This window comes from Micromonospora sp. CPCC 206061, from assembly GCF_036906915.1.
Lineage (GTDB): Bacteria > Actinomycetota > Actinomycetes > Mycobacteriales > Micromonosporaceae > Phytohabitans.
In genome coordinates this window covers 1-16,620 of record NZ_JBAKHX010000014.1, presented here as the reverse complement: position 1 = coordinate 16,620, position 16,620 = coordinate 1, and the positions used below count along the sequence as shown (strand labels likewise).

Genomic DNA, 16,620 nt, shown 5'->3' with positions numbered 1-16,620 from the left:
GATGTGATGAACGCCGATCCCCCTCCGGCCCCGCCAGACTTCGACGACTTCTGGCGCTCGACGCATGCCGAGTTGACGAAGGCCCCGCTGCGCTGGCGGGTGGAGCGGGAGTACGACGACGCACGGCTCGGGCGGCGGGTGGAAGAGGTCACGTTCGAATCGGCGACGGGTGAGCGGGCGTTCGCCTGGATCACCCATCCGTCGGGGTCCACGGTCCGGCGCGGCGCGGTGATCAGCCACGGGTACCAGGGACGCGACGACGGGCCCGACGAGTACGTGCCCATCCCGTCCGCGGCGAAGATCTTCCCGTGCGCGCCGGGCCTGCCCCGTAGCCGGTCGGCGACCATCCCGGCGGCGCCCACCGAGCACGTCCTGCATGGCATCCGGTCCCGCGAGACGTACGTGCACCGCTTCTGCGCTGCCGACCTCTGGCGGGCCGGCTCCGTGCTGCTGCGCCGTTTCCCGTCGATCGAGGCGCCGCTCGACTACGCGGGCGGCAGCTTCGGCGGCGGCATCGGCGCGCTCGCCCTGCCATGGGACGACCGGTTCGGCCGTGCCCACCTGTGCCTGCCCAGCTTCGGCCACCATCCGGTGCGGCTGCGCCAGCCGTGTACCGGCAGCGGCGAGGCGGTGCGCCAGGCGGTGGTGCGGGAGCCCTCATTGAGGGCGGTGCTGGCCTACTTCGACGCGGCGACCGCCGCGACCCGCATCCGCATCCCGGTGTACGTGTCGGTGGCGCGCCGCGACCCGGCGGTGCCGCCGTTGGGGCAGCTCGCGGTCTTCCAGGCCCTGGCCGGCCCGAAACACCTGTATGTGCTGACCGCCGGCCACATGCGCTACGACACCGAAGCCGCCGAGCTCGCCGAACGCGACCGCGAACTAGCCGACTTCTTCGCGTGATAAACCACCGCGATCAAGGAAGATCGCGTCGATCAAGGGCAAACGCACGCGGATTTGAGATCGAACCACGTGCGTTTGCCCTTGATCGGCGGGGCTGGGCGGCGCGGGCGGGCGGCGCGGGCGGGCGGGCGGCGGAGGCGGAGGGTTAGAGGGGGCCTATTGCTGCCAGGGTTGTTTCGCGGGCTAGGAGGTCGGCTGCCAGGGCGTTGACCTCGTCCAGGGTTACCGCGTCTACTCGCGCAAGAAGCTCGTCGACGCCTATCAGGTCGCCGTAGAGCAGCTCGCCCTTGGCCAGGCGGCTCATCCGCGACCCGGTGTCTTCCAGGCCCAGCACGTGCCCGCCCTTGGCCATTCCCTTGCCACGGGCCAGCTCCGCCTCGGTCAGACCCTTTTCGGCGACCGCCGCCAGCTCGGTCCGAGTCAGCGCCAGCACCTCGTCGACCTTGCCGGGCGCGCAGCCCGCGTACACCGCGAACAGGCCGCTGTCGGCGTACTGGCCGGAGTACGAGTAGACCGAGTACGCCAGCCCGCGCTTCTCCCGGATCTCCTGGAAGAGCCGGCTCGACATGCCGCCGCCGAGCACGTTGTTGAGCACGCCGAGCGCGAACCGGCGCTCGTCGAGGCGGGCTATCCCGGTCGAGCCGAGCACGAGGTGTGCCTGCTCGGTGTCCTTGACGCGGATGACCGTGTCGGAGGGGCGGGTCGGCACCGCCGAGGTGGGCCGCAGCGGTGCTGGTACGCCGATGCCGGCGCCAAGCGACTGCGAAACCAGCTCGACAACGACGTCATGATCCAGGTTGCCAGCGGCAGCGACCACGATGGACGGCGCCGTGTAGCGCTCCCGGTAGAAGTCGAGGATCTGCTCGCGGCTCATCGGGGAAATGGTGTCTTCGGTGCCCGACACGAGCCGCCCGAGCGGATGGTCGCCGTAGATCGCCTCGGCGAACACGTCGTGCACCTCGTCGCCGGGCTCGTCGTCGTGCATGGCGATCTCTTCGAGGATCACCCCGCGCTCGGTCTCGACGTCAGCCGGGTCGAGCACCGAGTCGGCGACCAGGTCGCACATCACGTCGATCGCCAGCGGCAGGTCTTCGTCGAGCACCCGCGCGTAGTAGCAGGTGTACTCCTTGGTGGTGAACGCGTTGGTCTCGCCGCCCACCGCCTCGATCTGCGCGGAGATGTCGAGCGCCGTGCGCTTGTTGGTGCCCTTGAAGAGCAGGTGCTCCAGGAAGTGCGACACGCCGCCGAGACCCTCGGGCTCGTCGCGGGAGCCGACCGCGACCCAGATGCCGAACGAGACGCTTCGCATCGACGGGATCGCCTCGGTCAGTACCCGAAGGCCCGAAGGCAGCACGGTACGGCGTACCGTGCTGCCTCCGTCGAACCCGCCGCCACCACGCGGCGAAGGCTTAGAGCGCGGCGTACCGTGCTGCACAGCGCTAGTCCGATGATCTCGTTGATCCAGCGCCATCAGCGGCGGTGCCGGCGGCGGCGGGGCTGGCCGCCCTCGCTGTCGCCTTCGCCACCTTCGCCGCCCTCGGACCGCTCGCCGCGGCTCGGGCCGCGGTCGCCGCGGTCGCGATCGCCCCGGTCGCGCGGTCCGCGATCGCCGTCACGGCCGGCCGGCCGGCCGGCGCCAGCCTCCTCGGACGACTCCGGCGCCTCCTCGCCCTCCGGACGCACCTTGTCCAGGTAGATCTTGCCGCGCTGGTCGATGTCGGCGATCTGTACCTCGACCTTGTCGCCGACGTTGAGGAAGTCTTCGACCTTCTCGACCCGCTTGCCGTTGCCCACCTTGGAGATGTGCAGCAGGCCGTCGCGGCCCGGCAACAGCGAGATGAACGCGCCGAACGCGGCCGTCTTCACCACGGTGCCGAGGAACTTCTCGCCGACCTTCGGCAGCGTCGGGTTGGCGATCGCGTTGATCCGCTCGACGGCCGCCTCTGCGGACGGGCCGTCGGTGGCGCCAACGTAGATCGTGCCGTCGTCTTCGATCGAGATCTCGGCGCCGGTCTCGTCCTGGATCGCGTTGATGGTCTGGCCCTTCGGCCCGATCACCATACCGATCTTGTCGACCGGGATCTTCACGCTGGTGACGCGCGGCGCGTACTCCGACATCGTGGCCGGCGTGTCGATCGCGGTCTGCATGACGTCGAGGATCGCCTGCCGCGCCTCGTGCGCCTGCTGCAGCGCGCCCGCCAGCACGTCGGACGGGATGCCGTCGAGCTTGGTGTCGAGCTGCAGCGCGGTCACGAAGTCGCGGGTGCCGGCGACCTTGAAGTCCATGTCGCCGTACGCGTCTTCGGCGCCGAGGATGTCGGTCAGCGTCACGTACTGCGTCTTGCCCTCGACCTCGTCGGAGATGAGGCCCATCGCGATGCCCGCGACCGGTGCCTTCAGCGGCACACCCGCCGACAGCAGCGACATCGTGGACGCGCAGACCGAGCCCATCGAGGTCGAGCCGTTGGAGCCGAGCGCCTCGGACACCTGGCGGATCGCGTAGGGGAACTCTTCCCGGCTCGGCAGCACGGGGACCAGTGCGCGCTCGGCGAGCGCGCCGTGGCCGATCTCGCGCCGCTTCGGCGCACCGACCCGGCCGGTCTCACCGGTCGAGTAGGGCGGGAAGTTGTAGTTGTGCATGTAGCGCTTGTGCTTCTCGGGCGAGAGCGTGTCGAGCTGCTGCTCCATGCGGAGCATGTTGAGCGTGGTGACGCCGAGGATCTGCGTCTCGCCGCGCTCGAACAGCGCCGACCCGTGCACCCGCGGCAGCACCTGGGTCTCGGCGGTCAGCGGCCGGATGTCGCGCGGACCGCGACCGTCGATGCGCACCTGCTCGCGCAGTACGCGCGCTCGCACCTCGGACTTGACCAGCGACCGGAACGCGGCGCTGATCTCCTTTTCCCGGCCCTCGAACTGGCCGTCGAGCTCCTCGTGCGCCTTGTCCTTGACGCGGTCGAGCGCGTCCTCGCGCTCAGCCTTGCCGGCGATCTTCAGCGCCTCGGCCACCTCGGCCTTGGCCACGCCGGCGACGGCCGTGTAGGCGTCATCCTGGTAGTCCAGGAAGACCGGGAACTCCGCGATCGGCTTGGCCGCGACGGCGGCCACCTCGTTCTGCGCCCGGCACAGCTCGCGGATGGCCGGCTTGGAGGCCTCCAGGCCGCTGGCCACGACCTCCTCGGTCGGCGCGGTCGCGCCGGCGGCGATCAGCGCCACCGCGTTCGGCGTGGCCTCGGCCTCGACCATCATGATCGCGACATCGCCGTCGGCCAGGACCCGCCCGGCCACGACCATGTCGAAGGTGGCCCGAGCCAGCTCCTCGTGGGTCGGGAACGCGACCCACTGGCCGTCGATATGGGCCATCCGGGTCGCACCGATCGGACCGGAGAACGGCAGGCCGGACAGCTTCGTCGACATCGACGCGGCGTTGATCGCGATCACGTCGTACAGGTGGTTGGGGTCGAGCGCCAGGATCGTCGCGACGACCTGGACCTCGTTGCGCAGGCCCTTGACGAAGCTGGGGCGCAGCGGCCGGTCGGTCAGCCGGCAGGTGAGGATCGCGTCCTCGCTTGGCCGGCCCTCGCGGCGGAAGAACGAGCCGGGGATGCGGCCCGCGGCGTACATCCGCTCCTCGACGTCGACGGTCAGCGGGAAGAAGTCGAACTGCTCCTTCGGGTTCTTGCTCGCCGTGGTGGCGGACAGGATGACGGTGTCGCCGAGCTGGGCGATCACCGAGCCAGCCGCCTGCCGGGCGAGCCGCCCGGTAGCGAAGGTGATCTCACGGGTGCCGAAGGCCCCGTTGTCGATCACCGCAGTGCTGCTGTGGGAGCCGAGTGTTGTCTCGGTCATGTGTGTGTTGCTCTCCTTCAATTGGTGGGGTCACACCTGGAGAGCTGCTCTAGCGGGCCGGTCTTCGATCGAAGCGCCCGGGACGGTGGGCCGGCGGGTGCCGGCGGCCCGGGGGCCACTACCGAGGACCGGTGCGCCGATCGGCTCTCGGACCCCTGTGGTTTTGTGAATGCGGGGAGCGGCGTCGGCCACTCCCCGCAATTGTCATCGCCGCAGGCCGAGCCGCTCGATGATCGACCGGTAGCGTGCGATGTCCTTCTTGGCCATGTAGTTGAGCAGGCGGCGCCGGCGCCCCACCAGGAGCAGCAGACCACGACGGCTGTGGTGGTCGTGCTTGTGCACCTTGAGGTGCTCGGTGAGGTCGGCGATCCGCTTGGTGAGCACTGCCACCTGCACCTCGGGCGAACCGGTGTCGCCCTCGGCGGTCGCGTAATCCGCCCTGATCTTGGCCTTGGCTTGCTGGTCGAGCGCCATTTTCTCCCTAGTTTCTGTGGGTATCCAGAACCCCGCACCCGCGGCGTCGTGCAGGCACGCGGAGCCGTGCGTCGGTGACCCGACGTCGTTCCCACATTACCAGGCCGGCCTACCGCTCCAGCACCGACCGGATCTGGGCCACGTCTTCCTTCATCTGCGCGATCAACGGCTCGACCCCGTCGAACTTGACCTGCCCCCGCCGCCGGTCGACGAACTCCAGCTCCAGGCGCTCGCCGTACAGGTCGTCGTCGAAGTCGAGGATGTGCGCCTCGACGCGGCGCTCGGTGCCGGAGAAGGTCGGGTTCGTCCCCACCGACGCCGCCGCCGGCAGCCGCTCGCCGCGCCGGATCACCCAACCGGCGTACACGCCGTCGGCGGGGATCGACGTCCAGGCGCCGGTGAGCAGGTTCGCGGTCGGGAAGCCCAGCTGCCGGCCGCGCTGGTCGCCGCGGACGACCACGCCCTCCACGCGGTGGGGGCGCCCGAGCGCCTCGGCCGCCGCCGCCACGTCGCCCGCGTCGACGCAGGAGCGGATGTACGTCGAGGAGAACACCGTGCCGTGCTCCGACACCAGCGGCGAGTCGTCGACCGCGAACCCGAACGTGCGGCCCAGCTCCGACAGCAGCGCCCTGTCACCGGCCGCCCGGTGCCCGAAGCGGAAGTTCTCCCCCACCACGACCACCGCGGCGTGCAGGTGCTCGACCAGTACGTCATGGACGAACTGCTGCGGCGACAGCTTCGAGAACTCGAGTGTGAACGGCACCACACAGAGCACGTCGACACCCAGCTCCGCGATCAGCTCGGCCTTGCGGTGCGGCTCCGTCAGTACCGCCGGGTGCGTGCCCGGCCGGACCACCTCGGACGGGTGCGGGTCGAAGGTCACCACGACGGACTGGAGGCCCAGCTCACGCGCCCGGGACACCGCGTGCCCGATGGTCGCCTGGTGCCCACGGTGCACGCCGTCGAACACGCCGATGGTGATCACCGAACGACCGAACCCGCTCGGCACCGCCTCGTAGCCCCGCCACCTCTGCATGCCGCCCAGCTTAGGCGGTGCTGTTTGGCGCTCGCTCCGCTCGTGCGGGCCCTGGGGCCGGTAGGGCTTGGTGGCGTGTGGCATCCTCGGCGCGTGCCAGGGCTTGAGGTGGCCGCGATCACACTCGGCGCGGCGGTCGTGAAGGCGGCGTTCGGCGTCTGGTTCGGCGACGCGAAGCTCGCCTCCGAGGTCGGCAACACGGCGATCGACCTGGCCGCGCAGCAGCTCACCAGCGAGCGCGAGCGGCGCAAGCTCCGGCGGGTCCGGGACGAGACCGCGGATCTCATCGCCGATCGGGTGCAGCCGCTGGTGGAGCGGGAGTTCGGCGACCTGACAGAGCACGAACGGCACGCCGCGGTCGACGCCGTGCGCGACACCTTCGAGGCGGCCGCGCTCACCGAGGACGACCTGTTCAAGCAGGACCTGGACGCCGGTTACCTCGACCGGTACCTGCGCTCGCAGGACCCGGACCGCGCGGCACGGGCGGGCCTCGCGGACAGCGGCATCCGGCTCTACGACCTGGTGCTGCGCGAATGCTCCGCGTACACGATCGAGGTGGCCCGGGCGCTGCCCGGCGCCGGCGTCGCGGGCCTCGCCGAGCTGCTGCGCCGCGACCGCCAGATTCTCGACGACGTGGCGGAGGTGCTGGCACGGCTGCCCGAGCGCCGCGGCGCCGACGACTTCGAACCCGACTACCGGCAGCTGGTCGCCAACCGGCTCGACCGGGTCGAGTTCTTCGGCGCGACGCTCAGCGAGTCCAGCCGCCGGTACCCGCTCTCCGTCGCGTACCTGAGCCTGACCGCGCGCGACGCCATGGAAGGCGCGGCTCCCGTGGAACGCGTCCTGGCCCGCTCCGACCGGATCTTCGTCCGCGGCCAGGCCGGCATCGGCAAGACGACGCTGCTGCACTGGATCGCGGTGAAGGCCGCGCGGGACGTGGACGGCGGCACCGTGCCGTTCTTCCTGCCGCTGCGCCGGTACGCCACCGCGGAACTGCCCGCCCCGGAGGACTTCCTGAACGAGGTGGGCCGGCACATAGCCGAGGAGATGCCGCCCGGCTGGGTGCAGCGCCAGCTCCGCGCCCGGGGCGGGGCGATCGTGCTCGTGGACGGCGTCGACGAGCTGGCCGAGGAGCGGCGCGACGAGGTGCGCCGGTGGCTGCGCGAGCTGATCGACGCGTTCCCGCACGCCCGGTACGTGGTCACGTCACGCCCGGCCGCCGCGCCGCGCGACTGGCTCGACATCGACGGCTTCCTCCCGGCCGAGCTGGAGCCGATGACGCCCGCCCAGGTGCGCATCTTCGTGGGCCGCTGGCACGAGGCGATGCGCAGCGGCTGCCGCACCGAACCCGACCGCGACGAGGTCACCGAGCAGGAACGCCGCCTGCTCGCCGCGCTCGACCGGCACCGCCACCTGCGCCAGCTCGCCGGGTACCCGCTGCTGTGCGCGCTGCTCTGCGCCCTGCACCGCGACCGGCGCGGCCAGCTTCCCGGCAACCGCATGGAGCTGTACGAGGTGGCGCTGCACATGCTGCTGGAGCGCCGCGACCGCGAACGCCGCATCGACGCGCAGCCCGCCCTCGGCCGCACCGAGCAGACCCTGCTGCTGTGCGACCTGGCGTACTGGCTGATCCGCAACGGCTGGTCGGACGCCGCCCGCGCCGACGCGGTCGGGCGGATCGCCGCGAAACTTCGCGCCATGCCGCAGGTCACGGCCGCGCCGGACCAGGTTTATCGGGTACTGCTGGAGCGCAGCGGCCTGCTCAGGGAGCAGGTCGCCGAGCGGGTCGACTTCGTGCACCGCTCGTTCCAGGAGTACCTGGCCGCCAAGCAGGCGGTCGACGAGGGCGATTTCGGGGTGCTGACGGCGCACGCGCACCTGCCCGCCTGGCACGAGGTGGTGGTGATGGCGGCCGGCCACGCCAGCGCGAGCGCCCGGGAAGGGCTGCTGTACGGGCTGCTCGACCGCGGCGCAGCGGACATCGCGCGGTCACACCGCGAACTGCTGCGTCTGATCGCCCTCGCCTGCCTGGAAACCTCGCCGGAGCGAGGGCCCGAGCTGGAGGCGGCGATCCGGAAGGCAACCGCCAATCTCCTTCCGCCGCGCACCGAGGCCGCCGCCATCGCGCTCGGCCGGGCCGGACCGTTCGCGCTTGACCTGCTGATGGCCTCGCCAGTCGCGCCCAACGAGTACGCGCGGGTCCTGACCGTCAAAGCCGCGGCCGCGACCGCCGACCCCGCCGCACTGCCGCTGCTCGCCCGGCTGGGCGGCGACTCCCGGCTCGCCGTCGTCGACGCGCTGATCCAGGCGTGGCCGCGGTTCGACCCGGACGAGTACGCCCGCATCGTGCTCCGCGACTCGCCGCTGCGCGCCGGCGAGCTCGTGATCGACGACCGCGCCCAGCTGCCCGCGCTTCGGCACCTGCGCCACCTCCGGTACCTGACCGTCTCGTCGCTCGATATGGAACCGGTCGATCTCGGGTTCGTGCGAGACCTGAGCGACCTGCGGCACCTCTCGGTGTCCAACTGCGCCAGCCTCACCCCGCTCGCGGGCTATCCGCTCGACAGCCTCCGCGTCTCCGTCACCCACCCGCTGGACCTCTCGCCAACGGCGCACATGCCGCAGCTGTCGGAGCTGAGCGTGCGGGGCGAGGTGGAAAACGGCCGCGTGCTCCCCGGGCTCGACCTGTCCAGCCTCGGCATGGAGGCGCTGCCGTTCTACCGGATCGGCGCCGCCGAGTGGCCGCGGCTACGGCGGCTGTCGCTGTACGCGGTGGGGACCACGGCGCCACTCCAACAGGTGCGGCTGCCCCGGCTCGAACGGCTCGACCTCGACGTCGAGGGCTCGGACGTCGCCATCGTGCTGCCGCGGGCACCGGCCCCGCGGCACCTGTGCGTCCACTTCGCAGAGCCGCCCGACCTGTCCGCGCTCGCCGGTGCGGAGGTGCCCGCGATCGAGCTGCACCACCACGGGCACGACCCGCTCGATCTCCGGCCGCTGGCGGGGCTCGCCGGGGTGACCGTCAACGTGTACCGGCGACAGGCGCAGGTGCTCGGCGAAGGCGAACTCGGCCCGGGCAGCTTGGTGCGCAGTGCCTGGAACGACCTTCCAGCTACCCAGTGAAGACCACTTCGGGACGGGCCTTGCCATCCCGCTCGCTGACCACCGCAAGCAGCCCGCCGTCGGGGTCGAACACGGCGTACGGCCCGGCGATGCCGACCTGCGCCAGCGGCCCTCCGTGCGAGAGCGTCTTCGCCTCCGCCGGGTCGGCCTCGCGGGTGGGGAAGAACCGCCGGGCCGCATCGGCGAGCGGCAGGTTGACCACGTCGGGCGCGCCCTTTTCCAACTCTTCCAGCGTGGACGCCTCGGCCAGCGTGAAGCCCCCCACCGTCGTACGCCGCAATGCGGTCAGGTGCCCGCCGACGCCGAGCGCGGCACCGAGGTCGCGGGCGATCGCGCGCACATAGGTGCCCGAGGAGCACTCCAGGTCGACGTCGACGTCGACGGTCTCGCCGGCACGCCGGATCGCCAGCACGTCGAGGCGCGAGACCGTGACCCGGCGGGCGGCCAGCTCGACCTGCTCCCCCTCGCGTACCCGCTTGTAGGCCCGCTTGCCGTCGATCTTGATCGCGCTCACCGCGCTCGGCACCTGATCGATCTCGCCGGTGAGCGCGGCCAGCCCGGTGTGTACCGCGTCGTCGGTGACGTGACCCGCCGGCGCGGTCGCGACCACCTCGCCCTCGGCGTCGTCGGTGACCGTGCTCTGCCCGAGCCGGATCGTCGCCGCGTATCCCTTCGCCGACCCGATCACGTACGTGAGCAGCCGCGTCGCCCGGCCGACACCGATCACGAGCACGCCGGTGGCCATCGGGTCGAGCGTGCCCCCGTGCCCCACCCGCCGCGTGCGCGCCAACCGCCGCACCCGCGCCACCACGTCGTGCGACGTCATCCCCGGCGCTTTGTCCACCACCACAAGCCCATCACTCACGCCCCCACCCTGCCAGACCACCCCGAGTCACCCGTGAAACGGTGTCAGCGAACCGCGCCGACAACCGCCCAGGCGCCGGAGCGGAGGCGGGCGAGGAGGGTGACCAGGCGGAGCACGATGAACAGCGCCAGCCCGGCCCAGATGCCGCCGAGGCCAGCCTCCAGGGCGTACGCCAGCCAGATCGCCGGCAGGAAGCCGCCCACGGCCGCCACGATGGTCGCGTTGCGCAGGAAGCGGGCGTCGCCTGCGCCGATCAGCACGCCGTCGAGCGCGTACACGATGCCGGCGAGCGGCAGCAGCCCCACGAACCACGGCCACGCCACCATCGCCTGCTCGCGCACCGCCGGGTCTGAGCTGAACCACGCCGGCACCACGCCCGCACCCGCCCCGACCAGCACCGCGAAGCCGACCCCGCAGACGCCGCCGATCACCGCGATCCGGCGGCCCAGTTCGCGCGCCTCGGCGTCGTGCCCAGCGCCAAGAGCCGCGCCGACCAGTGACTGGGCGGCGATGGCGACCGCGTCCAGGGCGAGCGCGCAGAAGAACCACAGCTGGAGCGTGATCTGGTGGGCGGCCACCACTGCGGTGCCGAAGCGCGCCGCGACGGCGGTGGCGGACAGGAAGCTGGCCTGAAACGCCGCGCCCCTGATCAGCAGGTCGCGGCCGAGCACCACCTGCTGGCGCATCATCGCGGGGTGGGGCCGCAGCGGCACCCGCTCGACGACGATCGCCCGCAGGAACAGCACCCCGGAAACGGTCTGCGCGACCACGTTGGCGACCGCCGAGCCATTGAGGCCCATACCCAGCGGGTACACCAACACTGGGCAGAGCGCGGCGGAGAGCACGTTGGCGCCGAGCACGTAGCGCAGCGGTCGTCGGGTGTCCTGCACCCCGCGCATCCAGCCGTTGCCGGCGGCGGCGAGGAGTAACCCAGGGGCGCCCAGCACCGCGATCCGCAGCCACCCCGCGCCGGCGCCGGCCACGTCGGAGTCCGTTCCGGCGAGAGTACGCGCCAGCGGCCCGGCCGCCACCTGCATGGCGACCGCCAGGGCAACGCCCGCACCCAGCGCCAGCCACGACGCCTGTACCCCTTCGGCCACCGCGGAGGCGCGGTCGCCTGAGCCGTACCGGCGGGCGGCGCGCCCGGTGGTGCCGTACGCCATGATCGCGCCGAGCCACGCGGCGACCGACATGACCGTGCCGCCTATGGCGAGCGCCGCCAGCGGCAGCCTGCCGAGGTGACCGACGACGGCCGTGTCGACGAGCACGTACAGGGGCTCGGCGGCGAGCACGACGAGCGCCGGCAGCGCGAGGCTCGCGACACGGCGCAGCGAGTACTCGGACATCGCTCGCCATCCTGACATCGCCAGGTAATGACCGCAACGTCAATGACTACTTACGCACTCCATCGCGCAGCGCATGGTGACAGCCCGGGTCACCACGGATCTGAGCGCTTTACTGGCGCGTGTCCATCGACGTCTGAAGAGCGCGGCGAGCCTGCTCGCGGGCTTCCTCAGTCGTCTCCGGCTTTGGCTTACTCGCCATGAGACCGGTCCTTCCAGGGTGCGTGCGGCGCGCTCACGGCGCGCCCGCACTGCGGGCGATTGAGCGTGGCACCAGCGGACAACGCTCCGGGATCGCCGGAGAGATGGCCGGGGCGCCGGCCCGGGTCGGGTACGACCCTGGAGGGCACAGCAAACGGTCGATCAGGACCCAAGTTAGCGTTCAGTCAGGTGCAACCGCGCGTGGTTCCCGCGATACGGACCGGTAGTCTCAGCTTCATCAGCGCGCAAGGAAGTGCCAGCCGATCCACCACCAGAAGACGAGCAGCACGATCCGGCCCACCGGCACCCGCCCGACCTCATACCGCATGACGTATCCGCACACGTCGCCGAGCGTCGGAACGCGCGAGCCCTCCCGCCGCGCCGCCCACTCCACCGCGACGAAGAGGCCCATCGCGAACAGGAACCCCCCGATCGCCACCGCCCGTGTGAGACTCACCGCCGCACCAGCCCCCAGAACGCGGCCAGCCAGCCGAAGTAGCCCACCGAGCGGACCACCTCGCGCTCCAGCAGGGGATCGGCGAGCCGCGAGAACGTCGGATAGTCGTCGCTGGAGCCGAGCAGAAACGTGGCGCTCTCCAGCACACCGAAGACGGCGGCCGGCAGCAGCCACCACACCGCGTGCGGCCGCCATCCGCCGGGCAGCCGCCCCGGCTGGCGTACCCAGCCTGCCAACCCCACCCAGACAAAGACCCCGCCGACGGCGAGGGTGAAGAGATTGGCCTCGCGCGTAAAGCCCGGAAACTGACCACCGACCGCGGCGAGTGCGGCGAAGACCGGCACGGTGACCGCCGGACGGTCCCAGTAACGCGGTGCCGGGACGGCGACGTCCTCCTCGACCATAGGTCGATTGTCGCCGGGCTATCCGCCCGAGTCGAGACCCGCCAACTCGGCCCGGATCGCGGCCATCACCTCGTCGATCGTGCCGCGCCCGGTGAACCCGGCCGCCAGCCGGTGCCCGCCGCCACCCAGCGCCACGGCGACCAGGCTCACGTCGACCGCGCCCTTGCTGCGCATCGACACCGCCCACTCATGCGGGCGAACCTGCTTGACGAGGCAGCTCACGTCGGCCTCGGCGGCGATGCGCACCGAGTCGATGAGCGCCTCCAGCACATAGGGCTTCTGTTCGTACCGCGTCAGGTCGTCGAGGGTCGCGTACGTCCACGCCAGGCCGAGGCCACCGGCCACGTCAGGCTCGAGCTGGGCCCGCTGGAGCACGTCACCGTACAGCCGGATGGCCCCGAACGGCCGGGTGTCGAAGATCCGCCGGGAGATCTCGCCGGGGCTGATGCCGGTGGCGAGCAGCCGGGCGGCCATCTCGTGCACCGCCGGGGTGGTCATGTCGAAGCGGAACGAGCCGGTGTCGGTGGCCAGCGCCACGTACAGGCATTCGGCGATCTCCGCGTCCAGCGGCACGCCCAGCCGGGTCAGCAACTGCTCGGCCACCACCGAGGTCGCGGCGGCCGTGGGGTCGATCAGGTTGATCCCGCCGAAGCCGGGGTTGGACGCGTGGTGGTCGAGAACGATCGAGGCGCCCGCGCGGTCGAGCCGATCGACCAGCCCGCCGAGCCGCGACGCGCTCGCCGCGTCGAAGCAGACCAGCAGGTCGGGGTCGGGGTCGGCATCTGCCTCCGGCACGAGCAGGTCGAGCCCGGGCAGCCCGCGGAACGGCGGCGGCACCTCGAGCGGGCCCGGAAACGTGGCCTGCAACCGGGGCAGGCCCAGCCGGCGCAGCCCCAGCGTGAACCCCAGCATGCTGCCCAGCGCGTCACCGTCGGGGTTGACGTGGCAGACCAGCAGCACGCTGGCCTCGGGCGGCAGGCCGTGGACAGCCGCGACCGCCGCCTCCCAGTCGGCCACGGATGGCCCGGACGTGTCGGCCGCCGGCTCGACGAGCGTGGTCACCGTTCGTCCTCTTCGGCCGACTCGTCATCCGGCTCGTCTTCGCGGTACGGGTTGGAGTCGCCGGCGTACGCCTTGCCGGCCGCGAGCCGCTGCACCTCGGCGTCCGCCATGCGGGCCTGGGCCAGCAGGTCGTCCAGGTGCTTGGCGTGCTCCTGGACGTTGTCGTGCACGAACGTCAGCGTCGGCGAGTGCCGCAGCCCGAGCGCCTTGCCGACGGTGCTGCGCACCATGCCCTTGGCGCTGTCGAGCGCGGCGGCGGTGCCCGCCTGAGCGGCGGCATCGCCGAGGACCGTGTAGAACACCGTGGCGTCGCGCAGGTCGGCCGTGATCCGGGCGTCGGTAATGGTGATCATGCCGAGCCGGGGGTCTTTGATCTGGGTACGCACCACCGACGCCACCAGTTCCCGCACACGCTCCGCGTGCCGGCGCACCTTGGCTGGGTCCGTCATCTCGTCACCTCCGCAGCACGGCCAACAACCCTGAACACTACCTGTGTGAGTACCCAGGTCCAGGGCCCTGCCTACTCATCGTCACCGTGTAGCCGGCGCTTGACGGAGAGCAATTCGATCTCCGGACGGCCGGCCACCGCCCGCTCGCACGAGTCGAGCACCTCGCCCGCGTGGCGGGGCTCGGCGGCCACCACCGCGACGCCGATCTCGGCGCGGGCGTGGAGGTCGAGAGCGCCGACCTCCGCCACCGACACCTCGAACCGGCGCAGCGCCGCGATGATCGGTCGCACGTAGGAACGCTTGGCCTTCAGCGACCGCGAGTCGCCAGGCAGCAGGACGTCGAAGACTGCCGTACCGGTGTACACGGCGAGGAAATCTACGCGAACGCGGCCAGCTCCCGCCTGGAGGGGCGGGGTGGCCGCGTCCGCGTCGATCTGTCAGGCGCGCTTCTTCTCGCGCATCTCGAACGTCTCGATGACGTCGCCCGCCTGAAGGTTGTTGTAGCCCTGCAGGGTCAGACCGCACTCGAAGCCCTCGCGGACCTCGGTCGCGTCGTCCTTGAACCTCTTCAGCGAGCTGATGGTGAGGTTGTCGGCGACCACGGCGCCATCGCGCAGGAGGCGCGCCTTGGCGTTGCGGCGCATGAGACCCGACCGGACCAGACAGCCGGCGATGTTGCCGATCTTGGACGAGCGGAAGACCTCGCGGACCTCCGCCGACCCGAGGTCGACCTCTTCGTACTCCGGCTTGAGCAGGCCCTTGAGCGCCGCGTCGATCTCCTCGATGGCCTGGTAGATGACCGTGTAGTACCGGATCTCCACACCCTCGCGGTCGGCTATCTCGCGGACCTTGTTGGAGGCCCGCACGTTGAAGCCGATGATCGTCGCAGCCTCAGAGGAGGCGCTGGCGAGCATGACGTTGCTCTCGGTGATCGCGCCGACACCCCGGTCAAGGATCTTGAGCTGCACCTCGTCCGGAATCTCGATCTTGAACAACGCATCCTCCAGGGCCTCCACCGAACCGGAGACGTCACCCTTGAGGATGAGGTTGAGCGTGGTCTTCTCGCCTTCCTTGATCTGCTCAAGCAGGTTCTCGAGCGTGACCCGGGAACCACGGTTGGCGAAGCTGGCCGCACGCCGGCGGGCCTGCCGCTGCTCGGCGATCTGCCGGACGGTGCGGTCGTCCGCGGCGGCGAGGAACGTGTCGCCCGCCCCGGGGACAGCCGTCAGGCCGAGCACCTGCACCGGACGCGCCGGCCCGGCCTCGGTGACCGGCTTGAAGTTCTCGTCCAGCATGGCCCGGACTCGACCGTGCGCTCCACCGGCGACGATCGAGTCGCCGGCCCGCAGGGTGCCCTTCTGGACCAGCACCGTGGCCACCGCTCCCCGACCCTTGTCCAGGTGCGCCTCGATCGCGACACCCTGGGCGGGGCCGTCGATCGCGGCGGTCAGCTCGAGCGACGCGTCGGCGGTCAGCAGGACGGCCTCGAGGAGGTCGTCGATGCCGACGCCCGGCTTGGCGGCCACGTTGACGAACATCGTGTCGCCGCCGTACTCCTCGGCCACCAGTCCGTACTCGGTGAGCTGCTGGCGCACCTTGTCGGGGTTGGCCTCCGGCTTGTCGACCTTGTTGACCGCGACCACGATCGGCACCTCGGCCGCCTTGGCGTGGTTCAACGCCTCGATCGTCTGCGGCATGACGCCGTCGTCGGCCGCCACGACCAGGATGACGATGTCGGTCACCTGGGCACCACGGGCACGCATGGCGGTGAACGCCTCGTGACCCGGGGTGTCGATGAAGGTGATCGCCCGCTCGTTGCCGTCGTGCTCCACCATGACCTGGTACGCGCCGATGTGCTGGGTGATGCCGCCGGCTTCGCCCTCGATCACGTTGGTCTTGCGGATGGCGTCGAGCAGCTTCGTCTTACCGTGGTCGACGTGGCCCATGACGGTCACGACCGGTGGCCGGCTGACCAGCCGGTCTTCGGCGACCGCCGCGTCGAGGTCGATGTTGAACTGCGCGAGCAGCTCACGGTCCTCGTCTTCGGGGCTGACGATCTGCACGTCGAACCCGAGGTGCTCACCCAGCAGCAGCAGGGTTTCGTCGGAGCACGACTGGGTGGCCGTGACCATCTCGCCCAGGTTGAACATCTCCTGCACGAGCGAGCCCGGATTCGCGTTGATCTTGTCTGCGAAGTCCGAGAGCGAGGCACCACGCGACAGCCGAATCGCCTGGCCGTTGCCGCGCGGCGCGCCGGAGCTCATGGTCGGCGCGGACAGATTGTCGAACTCTTGTCTGCGCTGCTTCTTGGACTTGCGACCACGGGTCGGCTTGCCACCCGGACGGCCGAAGGCACCCGCGGCACCGCCGCCACGCCCGCGCCCGCCGCCACCGGGACGGCCACCGCCGCCAGCCGGCGCGCCCGGACCACCGCCGGGACCGCCGCGGAAGCCGCCGCCA

14 protein-coding genes are annotated in these 16,620 nt (G+C 71.3%); 2 read left to right on the top strand and 12 right to left on the bottom strand.

Translation table 11 applies throughout. From position 1 onward, the window contains the following. Window positions 1-6: 6 nt before the first annotated feature. Window positions 7-900: an acetylxylan esterase gene (locus tag V6V89_RS13255; protein ID WP_334619373.1), complete on the top strand. Its 894-nt coding sequence runs from the start codon at window positions 7-9 to the stop codon at window positions 898-900. A gap of 145 nt (window positions 901-1,045) precedes the next feature. Here the strand turns inward: V6V89_RS13255 and V6V89_RS13250 are convergent, their stop codons facing one another. The 4 genes from V6V89_RS13250 to V6V89_RS13235 all read right to left on the bottom strand — a co-directional run bounded on the left by V6V89_RS13250 (window position 1,046) and on the right by V6V89_RS13235 (window position 6,256). Then, entirely contained in the window at window positions 1,046-2,371 is a 1,326-nt protein-coding gene (locus V6V89_RS13250; protein WP_442935130.1) for a M16 family metallopeptidase, read from the bottom strand. Continuing rightward, on the bottom strand, window positions 2,371-4,746 hold the full coding sequence (locus V6V89_RS13245) for a polyribonucleotide nucleotidyltransferase (protein WP_334619371.1): 2,376 nt from the start codon (window positions 4,744-4,746) through the stop codon (window positions 2,371-2,373). The genes V6V89_RS13250 and V6V89_RS13245 overlap by 1 nt, the downstream gene beginning before the upstream one ends. 204 nt (window positions 4,747-4,950) lie before the next feature. Then, window positions 4,951-5,220, bottom strand: a complete 270-nt coding sequence (rpsO, locus tag V6V89_RS13240; RefSeq protein WP_334619370.1) for a 30S ribosomal protein S15 — start codon at window positions 5,218-5,220, stop codon at window positions 4,951-4,953. 109 nt (window positions 5,221-5,329) lie between these two features. After that, window positions 5,330-6,256, bottom strand: coding sequence for a bifunctional riboflavin kinase/FAD synthetase (locus V6V89_RS13235; protein WP_334619369.1), 927 nt, complete (start codon window positions 6,254-6,256; stop codon window positions 5,330-5,332). 93 nt (window positions 6,257-6,349) lie between these two features. On the opposite strand from V6V89_RS13235, the gene V6V89_RS13230 reads away from it, so the two are divergent. Next, on the top strand, window positions 6,350-9,379 hold the full coding sequence (locus V6V89_RS13230; RefSeq protein ID WP_334619368.1) for an NACHT domain-containing protein: 3,030 nt from the start codon (window positions 6,350-6,352) through the stop codon (window positions 9,377-9,379). On the opposite strand, the gene truB is transcribed toward V6V89_RS13230, so the two are convergent. From truB to infB, 8 genes are all read right to left on the bottom strand, one after another. Next, the gene (truB, locus tag V6V89_RS13225) at window positions 9,369-10,244 is read right to left on the bottom strand and encodes a tRNA pseudouridine(55) synthase TruB (protein ID WP_334619367.1); all 876 of its coding nucleotides are present in this window, start codon (window positions 10,242-10,244) and stop codon (window positions 9,369-9,371) included. The two genes, V6V89_RS13230 and truB, sit on opposite strands and share 11 nt — an antisense overlap. Before the next feature lie 44 nt (window positions 10,245-10,288). Further along, on the bottom strand, window positions 10,289-11,590 hold the full coding sequence (locus V6V89_RS13220) for an MATE family efflux transporter (protein ID WP_334619366.1): 1,302 nt from the start codon (window positions 11,588-11,590) through the stop codon (window positions 10,289-10,291). Window positions 11,591-12,026: 436 nt separating this feature from the next. Next, complete coding sequence (locus tag V6V89_RS13215; RefSeq protein ID WP_334619457.1) at window positions 12,027-12,200, bottom strand: DUF6186 family protein; 174 nt, start codon at window positions 12,198-12,200, stop codon at window positions 12,027-12,029. Between the two features lie 41 nt (window positions 12,201-12,241). After that, window positions 12,242-12,649, bottom strand: coding sequence for a hypothetical protein (locus tag V6V89_RS13210; protein ID WP_334619365.1), 408 nt, complete (start codon window positions 12,647-12,649; stop codon window positions 12,242-12,244). 18 nt (window positions 12,650-12,667) lie between these two features. Then, on the bottom strand, window positions 12,668-13,711 hold the full coding sequence (locus tag V6V89_RS13205) for a DHH family phosphoesterase (protein ID WP_334619364.1): 1,044 nt from the start codon (window positions 13,709-13,711) through the stop codon (window positions 12,668-12,670). Beyond that, window positions 13,708-14,160: a 30S ribosome-binding factor RbfA gene (gene rbfA / locus V6V89_RS13200; RefSeq protein WP_334619363.1), complete on the bottom strand. Its 453-nt coding sequence runs from the start codon at window positions 14,158-14,160 to the stop codon at window positions 13,708-13,710. The genes V6V89_RS13205 and rbfA overlap by 4 nt, the downstream gene beginning before the upstream one ends. Window positions 14,161-14,231: 71 nt before the next feature. Continuing rightward, a complete protein-coding gene (locus tag V6V89_RS13195) occupies window positions 14,232-14,525 on the bottom strand; it encodes a DUF503 domain-containing protein (RefSeq protein WP_334619362.1) in 294 nt (97 codons plus the stop codon). Between the two features lie 72 nt (window positions 14,526-14,597). Next, the coding region (gene infB, locus V6V89_RS13190) for a translation initiation factor IF-2 (protein ID WP_334619361.1) at window positions 14,598-16,620 on the bottom strand (2,023 nt) is incomplete at its 5' end.